This window comes from Pseudomonas sp. NPDC096917 (assembly GCF_044762555.1).
Lineage (GTDB): Bacteria > Pseudomonadota > Gammaproteobacteria > Pseudomonadales > Pseudomonadaceae > Aquipseudomonas.
In genome coordinates this window covers 63,520-76,543 of record NZ_JBIWEO010000022.1, presented here as the reverse complement: position 1 = coordinate 76,543, position 13,024 = coordinate 63,520, and the positions used below count along the sequence as shown (strand labels likewise).

General features: G+C 55.1%; 14 protein-coding genes. 11 read left to right on the top strand and 3 right to left on the bottom strand.

Features of this window, described 5'->3' with window-relative positions; all coding sequences use genetic code 11:
* The 5 genes from ACIQYF_RS21075 to glmS all read left to right on the top strand — a co-directional run.
* Nucleotides 1-93, top strand: a 93-nt coding sequence (locus ACIQYF_RS21075; protein ID WP_402865681.1) for a hypothetical protein, incomplete at its 5' end; no start/stop codon positions are given.
* Nucleotides 94-146: 53 nt separating this feature from the next.
* Nucleotides 147-566, top strand: coding sequence for a F0F1 ATP synthase subunit epsilon (locus ACIQYF_RS21070; RefSeq protein ID WP_402865679.1), 420 nt, complete (start codon nucleotides 147-149; stop codon nucleotides 564-566).
* A 115-nt stretch (nucleotides 567-681) separates the two neighbouring features.
* Nucleotides 682-2,049 (top strand): bifunctional UDP-N-acetylglucosamine diphosphorylase/glucosamine-1-phosphate N-acetyltransferase GlmU, encoded by a 1,368-nt coding sequence (glmU, locus tag ACIQYF_RS21065; RefSeq protein ID WP_402865675.1) that lies wholly within the window; start codon nucleotides 682-684, stop codon nucleotides 2,047-2,049.
* A 334-nt stretch (nucleotides 2,050-2,383) separates the two neighbouring features.
* Entirely contained in the window at nucleotides 2,384-3,151 is a 768-nt protein-coding gene (locus tag ACIQYF_RS21060; protein ID WP_402865673.1) for a DeoR/GlpR family DNA-binding transcription regulator, read from the top strand.
* Nucleotides 3,152-3,160: 9 nt separating this feature from the next.
* Nucleotides 3,161-4,996 carry a glutamine--fructose-6-phosphate transaminase (isomerizing) gene (gene glmS, locus ACIQYF_RS21055; RefSeq protein WP_402865671.1) on the top strand — a complete coding sequence of 612 codons (1,836 nt, stop codon included), beginning with the start codon at nucleotides 3,161-3,163 and terminating at the stop codon, nucleotides 4,994-4,996.
* Nucleotides 4,997-5,009: 13 nt separating this feature from the next.
* On the opposite strand, the gene ACIQYF_RS21050 is transcribed toward glmS, so the two are convergent.
* Complete coding sequence (locus ACIQYF_RS21050; RefSeq protein ID WP_402865669.1) at nucleotides 5,010-5,972, bottom strand: GNAT family N-acetyltransferase; 963 nt, start codon at nucleotides 5,970-5,972, stop codon at nucleotides 5,010-5,012.
* A 213-nt stretch (nucleotides 5,973-6,185) separates the two neighbouring features.
* On the opposite strand from ACIQYF_RS21050, the gene ACIQYF_RS21045 reads away from it, so the two are divergent.
* From ACIQYF_RS21045 to cfaB, 5 genes are all read left to right on the top strand, one after another.
* The gene (locus ACIQYF_RS21045; RefSeq protein ID WP_402865667.1) at nucleotides 6,186-6,551 is read left to right on the top strand and encodes a hypothetical protein; all 366 of its coding nucleotides are present in this window, start codon (nucleotides 6,186-6,188) and stop codon (nucleotides 6,549-6,551) included.
* 245 nt (nucleotides 6,552-6,796) lie between these two features.
* Nucleotides 6,797-6,973: a hypothetical protein gene (locus tag ACIQYF_RS21040; RefSeq protein WP_402865665.1), complete on the top strand. Its 177-nt coding sequence runs from the start codon at nucleotides 6,797-6,799 to the stop codon at nucleotides 6,971-6,973.
* A gap of 139 nt (nucleotides 6,974-7,112) precedes the next feature.
* Nucleotides 7,113-8,447, top strand: a complete 1,335-nt coding sequence (locus tag ACIQYF_RS21035; RefSeq protein ID WP_402865663.1) for a serine hydrolase domain-containing protein — start codon at nucleotides 7,113-7,115, stop codon at nucleotides 8,445-8,447.
* Between the two features lie 299 nt (nucleotides 8,448-8,746).
* Nucleotides 8,747-8,923: a hypothetical protein gene (locus tag ACIQYF_RS21030; protein ID WP_402865683.1), complete on the top strand. Its 177-nt coding sequence runs from the start codon at nucleotides 8,747-8,749 to the stop codon at nucleotides 8,921-8,923.
* A gap of 164 nt (nucleotides 8,924-9,087) precedes the next feature.
* Complete coding sequence (cfaB, locus tag ACIQYF_RS21025) at nucleotides 9,088-10,269, top strand: C17 cyclopropane fatty acid synthase CfaB (protein ID WP_402865661.1); 1,182 nt, start codon at nucleotides 9,088-9,090, stop codon at nucleotides 10,267-10,269.
* Here cfaB and ACIQYF_RS21020 read toward each other — a convergent pair.
* Both ACIQYF_RS21020 and cls read right to left on the bottom strand, forming a co-directional pair.
* Nucleotides 10,260-10,742: a hypothetical protein gene (locus ACIQYF_RS21020; RefSeq protein WP_402865659.1), complete on the bottom strand. Its 483-nt coding sequence runs from the start codon at nucleotides 10,740-10,742 to the stop codon at nucleotides 10,260-10,262. The genes cfaB and ACIQYF_RS21020 overlap by 10 nt on opposite strands.
* Nucleotides 10,743-10,877: 135 nt before the next feature.
* Nucleotides 10,878-12,317, bottom strand: a complete 1,440-nt coding sequence (gene cls, locus ACIQYF_RS21015; protein WP_402865657.1) for a cardiolipin synthase — start codon at nucleotides 12,315-12,317, stop codon at nucleotides 10,878-10,880.
* A 136-nt stretch (nucleotides 12,318-12,453) separates the two neighbouring features.
* Between cls and ACIQYF_RS21010 the strand changes: the two genes are divergently transcribed.
* Nucleotides 12,454-12,972 (top strand): DUF3617 domain-containing protein, encoded by a 519-nt coding sequence (locus ACIQYF_RS21010; RefSeq protein ID WP_402865655.1) that lies wholly within the window; start codon nucleotides 12,454-12,456, stop codon nucleotides 12,970-12,972.
* Nucleotides 12,973-13,024 lie beyond the last annotated feature (52 nt).

Genomic DNA, 13,024 nt, shown 5'->3' with positions numbered 1-13,024 from the left:
ATCCTCAACGGTGACTACGACCACCTGCCAGAACAAGCGTTCTACATGGTCGGCGGCATCGAAGAAGCGATCGAGAAAGCCAAGAAACTGTAATTCGGGCGCCCGGAAACGGGCGCTAATCAGGTTGAGGCAATCAGATGGCTAATATGACAGTCCATTGCGATATCGTCAGCGCGGAAGGAGAAATCTTTTCCGGTCTGGTTGAGATGGTGATTGCGCACGGTGCACTGGGTGATCTTGGTATCGCTCTGGGCCACGCTCCGTTGATCACTAGTCTGAACCCAGGTCCGATCCGCCTGATCAAACAGGGTGGCGAAGCCGAGGTGTTTTACATCTCTGGTGGTTTCCTCGAGGTTCAGCCGAACATGGTCAAGGTACTTGCCGACACCGTGCAACGCGCTGCCGACCTGGATGAAGCCTCCGCTCAAGCAGCTGTTAAAGCTGCCGAGAAGGCCCTGAACGAAAAAGGCGCAGATTTCGATTACGGATCTGCTGCTGCACGTCTGGCCGAGGCCGCAGCTCAGCTGCGCACCGTCCAGCAAATCCGCAAGAAGTTCGGCGGTTAAGCGTCCTGCTTCATTGTGCGATTGATTAAAAAGGGTAGCCTCGGCTACCCTTTTTCTTTTTCCGCGAATTACTTTTTGGTCGCAGTCGCTGACCACCCAGGATTGGTAGCCAGTCATGTCTCTCGATATTGTTATTCTCGCCGCAGGTCAGGGCACCCGCATGCGTTCGGCCTTGCCCAAGGTTCTGCACCCCGTGGCTGGCAACTCCATGCTCGGGCATGTTATCCACAGCGCCCGCCAGCTTAAGCCGACCCGAATTCACGTGGTCATCGGCCACGGTGCGGAACTGGTCCGCGAACGCTTGGCCGCCGATGACCTGAACTTCGTACTTCAAGACAAGCAACTGGGTACCGGTCATGCGGTGGCCCAGGCCTTGCCGTTTTTGACGGCAGAAAACGTATTGATCCTGTACGGCGATGTGCCGCTGATCGAAGTGGATACGTTGCAGCGTTTGCTCAAGCAGGTAGCTCCCGAGCAACTGGGCTTGCTGACCGTCAACCTGGCAGATCCGACCGGATATGGCCGGATCGTGCGCGATGCAGTCGGCAACGTCAGCGCCATCGTCGAGCATAAAGATGCAACCGATGAGCAGCGTGCGATCACCGAAGGCAACACCGGGATTCTCGCGTTGCCGACTGCGCGTCTGGCTGACTGGATGAGCCGCCTGTCGAACAATAACGCCCAAGGCGAGTACTACCTGACCGACGTGATCGCGATGGCGGTTAACGATGGTTTGGTGGTGGCCACTGAACACGCCCATGACCCCATGGAAGTGCAGGGCGCCAATGACCGTAAACAGCTCAGCGAACTGGAGCGTCATTACCAGCTTCGTGAAGGTCGTCGACTGATGGCCCTCGGTGTGACTTTGCGCGATCCCGCGCGTTTCGATGTGCGCGGCGAAGTGACCGTCGGTCGTGATGTGCTGATCGACATCAACGTGATTCTTGAAGGTCGCGTGGTGATCGAAGACGGCGTAGTGATTGGTCCTAACTGTGTGATCAAAGACAGCACCTTGCGCAAAGGCGTCGTGGTCAAAGCCAACAGCCACCTCGACGGTGCAGTCATGGGCGAGGGCAGCGATGCCGGTCCTTTCGCTCGCTTGCGTCCGGGCAGCGTGCTCGATGCGCGTGCCCATGTGGGTAACTTCGTTGAGTTGAAAAATGCCCACCTCGGCGAAGATGCCAAGTGTGGACACCTGACGTACTTGGGGGATGCCGAAGTAGGGCCGCGCACCAACATTGGAGCGGGCACCATCACTTGCAACTACGATGGCGCGAACAAGTGGAAGACCGTGCTGGGCGCAGACGTGTTCATCGGTTCCAACAACTCCTTGGTCGCGCCTGTGGATATCTCCAATGGGGCGACCACTGCCGCCGGTTCGACCATCAACCAACACGTGGCAGCGGAGCAACTGGCCGTGGGTCGGGCGCGCCAGCGCAATATCGATGGCTGGAAACGCCCGGTAAAACTGCCGAAGGCGTAACTGAACCCTCCTTCCTGCAGGCGCGAGCTTGCCTCGCGCTCTTTTGATCTTCAAAAGAGTGCGAGGCCAAAAATTATCCACAAGGCTGGCAAGCGAAGTGTTAGAGATTTAAGTCATCGTATAACTGTTCTAAATCAAGATGTTACGCAAAGTGATATCAATGGCCTGTGGATAAGCTCCGATTTCATTGGTCAAAAATGACCGATCATTACCCCGGCAGACGGTGCTCTAAGTGAGTTATCCACAAAAATAATCTCCAACAATTTCTTGACGACTATTTCGAGATAGGGTTTCATTGCTTTCGTTATCTTTCGAAACGAAACTTAGAGTCGTTATGTCTAAACGCAACACGCCCCAGCGCAGACACAACATCCTGGCCTTGCTTACAGAGCTGGGTGAAGTCAGTGTGGATGAATTGGCCAAGCGTTTCGAAACCTCCGAGGTTACGATTCGCAAGGATCTGGCGGCACTCGAAAGTAATGGCTTGTTACTGCGTCGTTACGGCGGCGCCATTACCATGCCGCAAGAACTGGTGAGCGATGTCCCTCAGCCGGTTTCTCTTTATAAACAAGCCATTGCCCGTGCGGCAGTCGGCCTGATTAAAGAACATGCGCGCATCATTATCGATAGCGGCAGCACCACCGCTTCGATGATTCCCCAGCTGGGTCTGCAACCGGGCCTTGTGGTGATGACCAACTCCTTACACGTGGCCAACGCGCTCAGTGAACTTGAGCATGAGCCTGTGCTGTTGATGACTGGCGGCACGTGGGACCCCCATTCCGAGTCCTTTCAGGGGCAGGTTGCCGAACAGGTGTTGCGTTCTTACGACTTCGATCAATTGTTTATCGGCGCTGACGGTATCGACCTGCAGCGGGGCACGACAACGTTTAATGAATTGTTGGGTCTGAGCCGGGTCATGGCTGAAGTCGCGCGTGAAGTGATTGTGATGGTTGAGTCCGACAAGATCGGACGCAAAATACCGAACCTGGAACTGCCCTGGAGCAGTGTCCATACCCTTATTACCGATGATCGCTTGCCGCTTGAGGCACGCGAACAGATCCAGGCCCGGGGCATAACACTGTTATGCGCCGCCCTTGGTTAGGAGAACTTTATGTGTGGCATCGTTGGCGCAGTTGCTGAACGCAATATCACGGCCATTCTGCTCGAAGGCTTGAAACGTCTTGAATACCGCGGCTATGACAGTGCCGGTGTGGCCGTGTTTACCAACAACGGCACGCTGGAGCGAGTACGTCGCAACGGCAAAGTAGCCGAGCTGGAACAAGCACTGGCCGGTGAACCACTAATGGGCCGCCTGGGCATTGCGCACACCCGTTGGGCTACCCACGGCGCGCCGTGCGAGCGCAATGCTCACCCGCATTTTTCGGGTTCTGATCTGGCCGTTGTGCACAACGGCATCATCGAAAACCATGAAGCCTTGCGCGCACAGCTCAAAGGCCTGGGTTATGTATTTACTTCGGACACCGATACCGAAGTCATTGCTCACCTGCTGAACCACAAACTCAAAGAGCAAAACGACCTGACCGAAGCCTTGAAGGCCACGGTCAAAGAATTGCATGGTGCTTACGGTCTGGCCGTTATCAATGCCAAGCAACCTGATCGCCTGGTCGCCGCTCGCAGTGGCAGTCCGCTGGTCATTGGTTTGGGGCTGGGTGAAAACTTCCTGGCGTCCGATCAATTGGCATTGCGCCAAGTGACTGATCGCTTCATGTACCTGGAAGAAGGCGACATCGCTGAAATCCGCCGTGACAGTGTGCAGATCTGGGACGTAAACGGCAAAACCGTTCAACGCGAAGCCGTGCAATACCGCGATGGTGCTGAAGCTGCCGACAAAGGCGAGTTCCGTCACTACATGCTCAAAGAAATTCACGAGCAACCAAGCGTGGTGCAACGCACCCTGGAAAACCGTCTGGGTCAGGACCACGTTCTGGTTCAGGCGTTTGGTCCACAGGCTGCTGAATTGTTCGCCAAAGTGCGCAATGTTCAGATCGTCGCCTGCGGTACCAGCTATCACGCGGGGATGGTCGCTCGTTACTGGCTTGAAGCGCTGGCCGGTATTCCATGCCAGGTTGAAGTGGCCAGTGAGTTCCGTTATCGCAAAGTGGTGGTCCAGCCCGATACCTTGTTCGTATCGATTTCACAGTCGGGCGAAACAGCCGACACTTTGGCCGCCCTGCGTAACGCCAAAGAACTGGGTTTCCTCGCCAGCCTGGCGATTTGTAACGTTGGCATCAGTTCCTTGGTACGCGAATCTGACCTCACTCTGCTGACCCAGGCCGGTCGTGAAATTGGTGTGGCATCGACCAAAGCCTTCACCACTCAGTTGGTGGGCTTGCTGTTGCTGACCCTGTCTCTGGGTCAGGTTCGCGGCACGCTGGAAGCTGGTGTTGAAGCGCAACTGGTTGAAGAACTGCGTCGCCTGCCAGCCCGCCTGGGTGAAGCACTGGCGATGGACGCCACCGTAGAAAAAGTCGCCGAGCTGTTTGCCGACAAGCACCACACCTTGTTCCTGGGCCGGGGTGCTCAGTTCCCGGTGGCGATGGAAGGAGCACTCAAGCTTAAAGAAATTTCGTACATCCACGCCGAAGCGTACCCAGCCGGTGAGTTGAAACACGGCCCACTGGCCCTTGTGGATAACGACATGCCGGTAGTGACCGTTGCGCCGAACAATGAACTGTTGGAAAAATTGAAGTCCAACCTGCAAGAAGTTCGCGCCCGCGGTGGTGAGTTGATCGTGTTTGCTGACGAGCAAGCTGGCATGAGCAATGGCGAAGGCACACACGTGATCAACATGCCGCACATCCACGATGTACTGGCTCCGATTCTCTACACTATCCCGCTGCAACTGCTGTCGTACTACGTTGCCGTGCTCAAAGGCACCGACGTGGATCAGCCGCGTAACCTGGCTAAATCGGTCACCGTGGAATAACGTCTGCCGTGACTTAGAGGTGGAAGTCGCCCGCAGCCTCTGGCTGGTAGAGCACTTTCCTGATCTCAATCCGGCGGGTCCGATCTGAAATTCGCCAGTCGATGGCGTCACCCTCCTGATAGCCCAGGATGGCGGCGCCGATGTCGGAATACACGGAGTGCTTCCCTGCATGACTGTCTGCGTCTTGCGGGTAGACCAAGGCCACTTCGATCTCTTCGCCGTCCAGTTGCAGCAAGGCTCTGGAATTCATCGTGACGACATTGCCCGCCACCTGCTGCGGCTTGACGACAATGGCTCGCTCAAGCTCATGTTCGAGTTCAACAACGGCCGGGCCTTGCTCAAGCACGATGAGAGTCTCGAGCCTGGCCTTATCGATTTCAGTGATGTAGATCCGGGTGGAGTCGCCAACCGCGCCTTCGCGCAAGAGCTGGAGATAGCGCCCCGCCGTCATGGAAAATGACTTCAATGTCGGCGTTTCGCTCTCAAGTACAAACCCGCTGCGCAGAAAGGCTTTCAGCGAGCGCGTGTTGTCCGGGTGAATCTTGGCGATGAGTTTTTTGGCCCGCATGTCGAGGAATGCCAGTTTCATGCCTTCTTGGATCGTGCGGGCACCAAGGTTTCGGCCCCATTTCTCGCTGTCTCCGATGACTAGGACTATCTCGCAATCGGGGCCGGTTTTGATTAGACGGACAAAACCCACCGGGGCGTCATGCCTGTCAAAGGCCATGAAGAACCGACCGCCCTGGTTGAATAGGTGGCTCAGGATCGGCAATTGAGTCCGATCAATGGCTTGTTCAAGGGTGCGGGAGACATGGCGCGAATCGCTCAGATAGCAGGTGACGCGCTCATCCTCCAACCAATCCATCAACGTCAGCGCGTGCGCACGAGTAATTTCAGGGCACAGCGAAATGAAAGGCTTATTCATCTTAACCACACTTATTTGTAAAGAATGGAAGCCCTTCATGGCTCTGTTCATGACGGTTCTTCGGCAACCGGCTACTTTAAGACATATCGTGAGTAATGCCGAATCCGAACCTGCTTTTGGGAGGGGGGCGACCGTCTTCGGTGTGTTTTTACAGGGCTGCAGGCCCGGAAATACGAGCGCTCTTCGCAATTTTTTAATGCGCTAAGTTCAGTACCGCATTCGACCCGCGGTTCGGGTTGAAGGTTATCGGGAGGTTAATAATTGATGAACACTGCCTTTTCTCACATCAGCGAGCGCATGAATAATCGCCGCTTTGCAGTTGCGCAAAACGCTCACGGGTTATCCGATGTCAGCACCGTGTTTCACTACCACGTTGAGGATCATGCGATTACAGGCACTTACCAGGGCGGTCATATTCACCAAGGGCATCTGGTCGGACGCGCGACTGGCCCCGACACCATTGAGCTTCTTTATCAGTGCATCACCACTGAAGGTGAGCTGCTTGCCGGCTGGTCCCGTGGCACGGTAGGCGTTGATCACGCAGGGCGTACCACGTTGGCTTTCGTATGGGGCTGGCTGTCAGGCGCGACCGGAGGAGGGGAGTCGAGCTATGTTGAGCTGGACCCTTGAAGCGTGCTGTCAGGGTTGAGTGAATCCTGCACCTAAACCCGACAAGGAATAAACATGCTTCACACCAACCAGCAGGTGCGCTCGGTTGGGCGCAATTGGTCCCTGAACGTGAGTCGTCTGGGTAAAGATCTACCGATCAATGATTTGCTGGCGGGCGATACCGATGTCTGTTTTGGTTTCGGTGCGGGCTATCACCAACGACACCCGCTGCTGAGCTACAAAAGCCTCTGCGAAGATTCTTTTGTGTGCTTATCCAGCGTGAAAAACTATTGGCGACTTTGCATCTGCCTCCACAGATAAACATCCTCAAGCCGCCCGCTGGATTTCCGGCCTTCACCCTGGACATGATCTGGTGCAAGGAAAGAAACCTGTACAGCGATTTCCATCAACTGGAAGCGCTGATCGAAAAAATAAAAATTTGAATCCGCCTAAATTCAAAAGCCCTACCCGGACGATACGCACTAACCTCTCTCCCTGCAGGGTTACGTTCGGCGTAGAACTGAAATGGAACATTCAGTTCTGTTGTTGAGCCGGGTTTCGTTCCTTTACTGAGGCGTTTGTATGTTTAAGCATTTTTTTAAACCCGGCCGCACCGGCGCGGTTTTTTTACTGTCTTGCCTGGCGGCTTCCATCGCTTGTGCCGCCGATAAAACCACGTACCCCGATGCCGCCGCCAGTGATCCCAAGACGATGGGCTGGATGGTCGGCGCGCCACCGCCACCGGATCGCATTGTGCGTTTTGCCGATGGCAGTTATTTCCAGTTTCCGGCCATGCGCTGGAGTGTTTCCAACTTCCGCCAATTGATGCCCACCACCAATGTGTCCCGCGGGCTGGGTGCTCCTGTCCCGCTGCCGCGCGCCTTGCGCTCAGATATCGACGCCCTGACCTTTATACCGCTGGGCGCCAGCCAGCCGATGACGTGGGAGCAATCTCTGGCGGCCAACTACACCGACGGTATTGTGGTGCTGCACCGCGGAAAAATTATTTATGAGCGTTATTTTGGTGTGTTGACCCCTGAAGGTCAGCACGCCGCCATGTCAATGACCAAATCGGTAGTGGGTACCATGGGCGCCATGCTGGTGGCTGATGGCACCTTGGATGCCACAAAAAAAGTGGTCGAGTATGTGCCGGAATTGGCCACGTCAGCCTTTGGCAGCGCAACGCTGCGCCAAGTACTGGACATGACCACCGGGCTCAAATACAGCGAAGATTATGCCGACCCGAACGCAGAAGTCTGGAAACATGCGCAGGCGGGCAATCCACTGCCAAAACCCAAGGACTACACAGGGCCGCAAAGTTACATGGAGTATTTGCAGACTGTTCAGCCAGAGGGTGAACACGGTCAGGCCTTCGCTTATAAAACGGTGAACACCGATGTGCTGGGCTGGGTGATTGCGCGGGTAACCGGCAAGAATGTGGCGCAGCTGTTGTCGGAAAAAATCTGGCAGCGCCTTGGTGCTGAACAGGATGCGTACTTCAGCGTCGACTCCATCGGCACTCCGTTCGCAGGCGGAGGGTTGAACACCGGGCTGCGGGATATGGCGCGATTTGGCGAGATGATCCGCAACAACGGCCAGTACCTGGGCGAGCAAATCGTGCCCAAGGCGGTGGTCGATGATATTCGTGCCGGCGGCGATAAAGCCGCGTTTGCCAAGGGCGGTTACGACCTGCTCAAAGGCGGCAGCTATCGTGACATGTGGTGGGTGACCCACAACGCGGATGGCGCATTCATGGCGCGGGGTGTTTACGGTCAGCGTACTTACATCGACCCTAAAGCCGAAATGGTGATCGTACGCTATGCGTCCAACCCGATTGCCAGCAACTCGGCCAACGACCCGGTCACCATCCCGGCCTTCGAGGCCTTGGCTAAACAGTTGATCGCGCACCCGCAATAACGCCAGGGTTTGGTCGTGCCGGTGTTGATGCACCGACTGTGTAGTCGCTGCCGCAGGCGGCGATAAGGGGGCCCCAGGACCTTCAAAGCTGGGGTCACTGCACAACCAAACCCTACCCAAAGTAGCCTGCGGCATAGGCTACAACGTTATCGGCGTGCAGCCCCCCTATAACGCGCCATGGCGGACTGTCGCCCCTCTAAGACCTTGCGCACACCCCAAGATGAAGATCGCTGCCAGCCCGCAGAAGTTTCACATTGTTTGTTATATCGGAGCTATATATTTCAAATAGTGGAGCCTCCATGCGTGTCGATTTAGATGCCGAGGAGGGTGGCCTTGAGGAGCTGGCGTACCCGACGTCATTGGTGGTGGATAAAACCGGAGCCCTGACCTATGCCACTTTGCGTCTGCAAGCGATTGAAACCGAGCACGCAGACCACTCACCGCTGTTGCAACTGGCTGGCCATTGTTGCCGCTGAGGCGTTTTCATGAACCCCTGGAGGCACCTGCCAGCGTGACTCACCCTCAGCCACCAAGTTGATTGCACCGGCTCTAGACTCAGCCTTTCTGCTCCTGGAGCTGAAATTTTCCGCTTATCGTCTAACCTATAGTTTCGTTGTTCTGAATGAAGGGGGAATCACTGATGCTTGCGCAACTGCCACCAGCTTTACAGAAACTTCAGCTTCCATTACGGCTAAAACTTTGGGACGGACACGAATTCAATTTGGGGCCGGAGCCCAGTGTCACGATTGTGGTCAAGGACCCACAGCTAGTGGCGGAGTTTACACACCCCAGTCTTGACCTATTGGGCAGTGCGTTTGTCGAGGGCAAACTTGAGCTTGAGGGTTCTATCAGCGAAGTGATTCGCCTCTGTGATGAGCTAAGCCAAGCGCTGGTGCCGGAGGATGTCACCCTGCCTTCGCGCGTGCACCACGACAAAGAAACCGATGCGGCCTCTATTTCTTACCATTACGACCTGTCCAACGACTTCTATCAGTTGTGGCTTGATCGCGATATGGCCTATTCCTGCGGCTATTTTGAAACCGGTGACGAGACTCTTGATGAAGCCCAGCAAGCCAAGTTTCGTCTGTTGTGCCGCAAGTTGCGGCTGAAGCCGGGCGAGTATTTACTGGACGTGGGATGCGGTTGGGGTGGTCTGGCGCGCTTCGCGGCGCGCGAATATGGGGTCAAAGTATTTGGTATTACCCTGAGCAAAGAACAACTGGCATTGGGTCTTGAACGCGTCAAGGCCGAAGGCCTGCAAGACAAAGTTGACCTGCAACTGCTGGACTACCGTGATCTGCCACAAGACGGCCGCTTCGACAAAATCGTCAGCGTGGGCATGTTTGAACATGTGGGGCACGCCAACCTGCGTGAGTACTGTGAAATCCTCCACAACGCTGTACGCGAAGGCGGCCTGGTGATGAACCATGGCATTACCGCCAAGCACACGGATGGCCGTCCGGTGGGTCGTGGGGCAGGGGATTTTATCGATCGCTATGTCTTCCCGAATGGCGAGCTGCCGCATCTTTCAATGATCACCGCCGAGATCAGTGAAGCCGGTTTGGAAGTGGTCGATGTCGAAAGCCTGCGCATGCATTACGCGCGCACCTTGGAGCATTGGAGCCAGCGTCTTGAAAGCAATCTGGATGTCGCTGCCAAGATGGTGCCTGAAAAAGCCCTGCGTATCTGGCGGCTGTATCTGGCGGGTTGTGCCTATGCCTTTGCCCATGGCTGGATCAACATCGATCAAATTCTGGCGACCAAGCCGCATGCCGATGGCTCAATCGAATTGCCACCGACACGCGCAGATATTTATCGCTGACCGTGTGAATCCCAAGTAATTGCAACTGGGCTGTCTTCAGCGTTTTTTTCCTGGAGGTAAAGCCCATGTTGCAATGGGATGTTTTGATCAACCTGCGCCAGGGCTTTCTGTTCGAAGATCATTCCCTTCTTTCTAAAGACAAGATCATGACGAGCCACATTGCCTCCCCAGTCAGATGACGGGAATGAGATGTAGCTGATTTTGTACTCCTCATCGGTGAACGCCCCTTCAACCACATAAGCACCGTAGTGGTTTTCCCCCGGAGAAATGATTTTGTACAGGCCATTGTCGTAGTAGTAGAGGATGGCCTGCTCAAAGGGTTTCTCGCTGTACATCTTTTTGTAGTGCAACCGGTGAATGTACGTTGGCTTTCCGAACTCGACAGTAATAGAGGGCTTTACGGGCTGCGGGGCTGATTCGGCATGGGCCAGCGACGTGATGCTAAACAGAAGACCCATCAGGGAAAATTTCATGTGTGTTGCTCCTTAAGCTGAGAAGCTCGGCATTGCACCGAGCTTTTCAGCTTAAGGAGGGTCAAATCTTGTGTCTTACTGCTGGAAGCTTTTCAGCCATTACTGATCGCAGATAAAGACATCTCCTACGCGTGCTTATAAAACCGGTGAAACTAGACGCGCCACACGCATACCCAGTTGCTGTAAACGGTGTGTCGACTTGATGTCGTCATTGGTGATTTCGTGACCCAAGGCAAAGTCATCCAGCAGCATGTGTTCCACTTCGGTCGCGAACGCCTGGTCGACGGTCAGCAACATCACTTCGAAGTTGAGACGGAACGAACGGTTGTCCATGTTGGCGCTGCCAATGGCACTTATTTCGTTGTCGACCAGCACCACTTTCTGATGCACGAAGCCGGGCTGATAACGGAAGATGCGCACGCCTGCTCGCACCGCTTCGAAGGCATACAGGCTGGACGCCGCGAAGACAATTTTATGGTCGGGGCGAGACGGGATCAGGATGCGCACATCCACCCCACGCAGAACGGCGAGGCGCAATGCCGAAAATACCGCTTCGTCCGGCACAAAGTAGGGCGTGGTTATCCACACCCGCTGATTGGCGGCGTGAATGGCCTCGACGAAGAACAGTGAGCACGTCTCGTATGGATCCGCCGGCCCGCTGGCCATGAATTGGCAGAGCATGCCGCTTTCGGGATAACTCGGCGGTAGGATCAGCGGCGGCAATTGCCGTGATGCCCAGAACCAGTCCTCAGCAAAAGACTCCTGCAGGCAAGCCACCACAGGGCCAGTAACTTCGACATGGGTGTCGCGCCAAGGCGAGAGTGGCGGCTTGGAGCCGAGGTACTCGTCGCCTACGTTGTGGCCGCCGACAAACCCTTTCACACCATCCACCACCACCACTTTTCGATGGTTTCGGAAGTTCACCTGGAAGCGACTGATCCAGCCTCCGCGGGTGGCAAATGCGTAGGTTTGAACACCGCCCGCGCGCAGGGTTTCACTGTAGCTTTTCGGCAAGGAGTGGCTGCCGATGCTGTCGTACAGCACATGGACTGCCACACCTTCAGCGGCTTTCTCTAACAGCAGGGCGTGCAGCTGCATCCCAAGTTTGTCGTTGTGGATGATAAAGAACTGAACCAGTACCACTTCTTTGGCCGAACGAATGGCGCTAAAAATCGCCTCGAAGGTGGCCGTGCCATTGATCAGCAAGCGTACGTTATTGTTCGCCAGGCACGGCATACGCCCCAGTTTTGGCATAGCACGCAACGATGCGTAGGCTTTGGAGTTTCGAGCAGCGAGCGCTTCTTCAACCCACGGTCGCCAGTTCAGGTCGGTGATGGCTTCACGCATTTCCTGATTGGCATCGCGCCGGGCGCGAATGTAATCGTCAAAGGTGCTGCGACCAAATATCAGGTACGGGATGAGGGTTAAGTAGGGAATAAAGAACAGTGACATGGCCCATGCAATCGAGCCCTGAGCTGTTCGCACCGTCAATACCGCATGCACCGCTGCAATCAAGCCTAAGCTGTGGATGAGTAAAATCAGATAACCAATAACGTGTGGTCCTAAATAATCCATGCGTATCCTTTCTCCTGAATGCCCAACGCCTAAGTACAACAGACCGTGTTTCAGTGCGAATGTGCTATTTGGTTTTCAGTGCAACACCCGCTTTTTTTTAACGTCTAACGCGGACAATTCCGTAGGAGTGACATTGATGAATGTTCGTCTGCTTGGGCTGTTTATAGCCTGTGGTTTATCCATCCCTTTAGCCCAAGCCCAAATGCTGCAACCGGGTCTTTGGGAAGTGACCTCCAGCAATATGCAGGTGGACGGTCAACAGCTTCCTGACCTGCAGGTAATGTTAGGTCAGTTTCAGAACATGATGACCCCTGAGATGAAAGCGCAACTGGAAAGTCAGGGGTTAAGCATGGGCGGTAAAGGGATTCGGGTTTGCCTCACACCCGATCAGGTGAAGACGGATGACATTCCGCTTACCGACCCCAAGTCCGGTTGTACTCAGCAGATCACTGAGCGTAGTGGAAATAAGTGGAAGTTCCGGTTTAGTTGCCCAAAAGCCCAAGGTGCAGGGGTAGCCACATTCGCCAACGATCGTGAATTTACCACTCAGGTGATGGGTACTTTCAATGCCACCGGTGTTCAACAGAAGGGCAGTATGGACACACGTGCTCTTTGGCTTGGGCAAGACTGTGGAACAGTTAAACCACGCAGCTAACAACAAGCAGACCTTCAGGAGCGAGCTTGCTCGCTCCTGCAGTGATCAGTAT

Excerpts from the sequence above, each read along its gene's own strand:
- glmS (WP_402865671.1), top strand. The coding sequence starts at position 3,161 with ATGTGTGGCATCGTTGGCGCAGTTGCTGAACGCAATATCACGGCCATT.
- cfaB (WP_402865661.1), top strand. The coding sequence starts at position 9,088 with ATGCTTGCGCAACTGCCACCAGCTTTACAGAAACTTCAGCTTCCATTA.
- ACIQYF_RS21070 (WP_402865679.1), top strand. The coding sequence starts at position 147 with ATGACAGTCCATTGCGATATCGTCAGCGCGGAAGGAGAAATCTTTTCC.
- ACIQYF_RS21035 (WP_402865663.1), top strand. The coding sequence starts at position 7,113 with ATGTTTAAGCATTTTTTTAAACCCGGCCGCACCGGCGCGGTTTTTTTA.
- ACIQYF_RS21030 (WP_402865683.1), top strand. The coding sequence starts at position 8,747 with ATGCGTGTCGATTTAGATGCCGAGGAGGGTGGCCTTGAGGAGCTGGCG.
- ACIQYF_RS21060 (WP_402865673.1), top strand. The coding sequence starts at position 2,384 with ATGTCTAAACGCAACACGCCCCAGCGCAGACACAACATCCTGGCCTTG.
- cls (WP_402865657.1), bottom strand. The coding sequence starts at position 12,317 with ATGGATTATTTAGGACCACACGTTATTGGTTATCTGATTTTACTCATC.
- ACIQYF_RS21010 (WP_402865655.1), top strand. The coding sequence starts at position 12,454 with ATGAATGTTCGTCTGCTTGGGCTGTTTATAGCCTGTGGTTTATCCATC.
- ACIQYF_RS21020 (WP_402865659.1), bottom strand. The coding sequence starts at position 10,742 with ATGAAATTTTCCCTGATGGGTCTTCTGTTTAGCATCACGTCGCTGGCC.
- glmU (WP_402865675.1), top strand. The coding sequence starts at position 682 with ATGTCTCTCGATATTGTTATTCTCGCCGCAGGTCAGGGCACCCGCATG.
- ACIQYF_RS21045 (WP_402865667.1), top strand. The coding sequence starts at position 6,186 with ATGAACACTGCCTTTTCTCACATCAGCGAGCGCATGAATAATCGCCGC.
- ACIQYF_RS21050 (WP_402865669.1), bottom strand. The coding sequence starts at position 5,972 with ATGAACAGAGCCATGAAGGGCTTCCATTCTTTACAAATAAGTGTGGTT.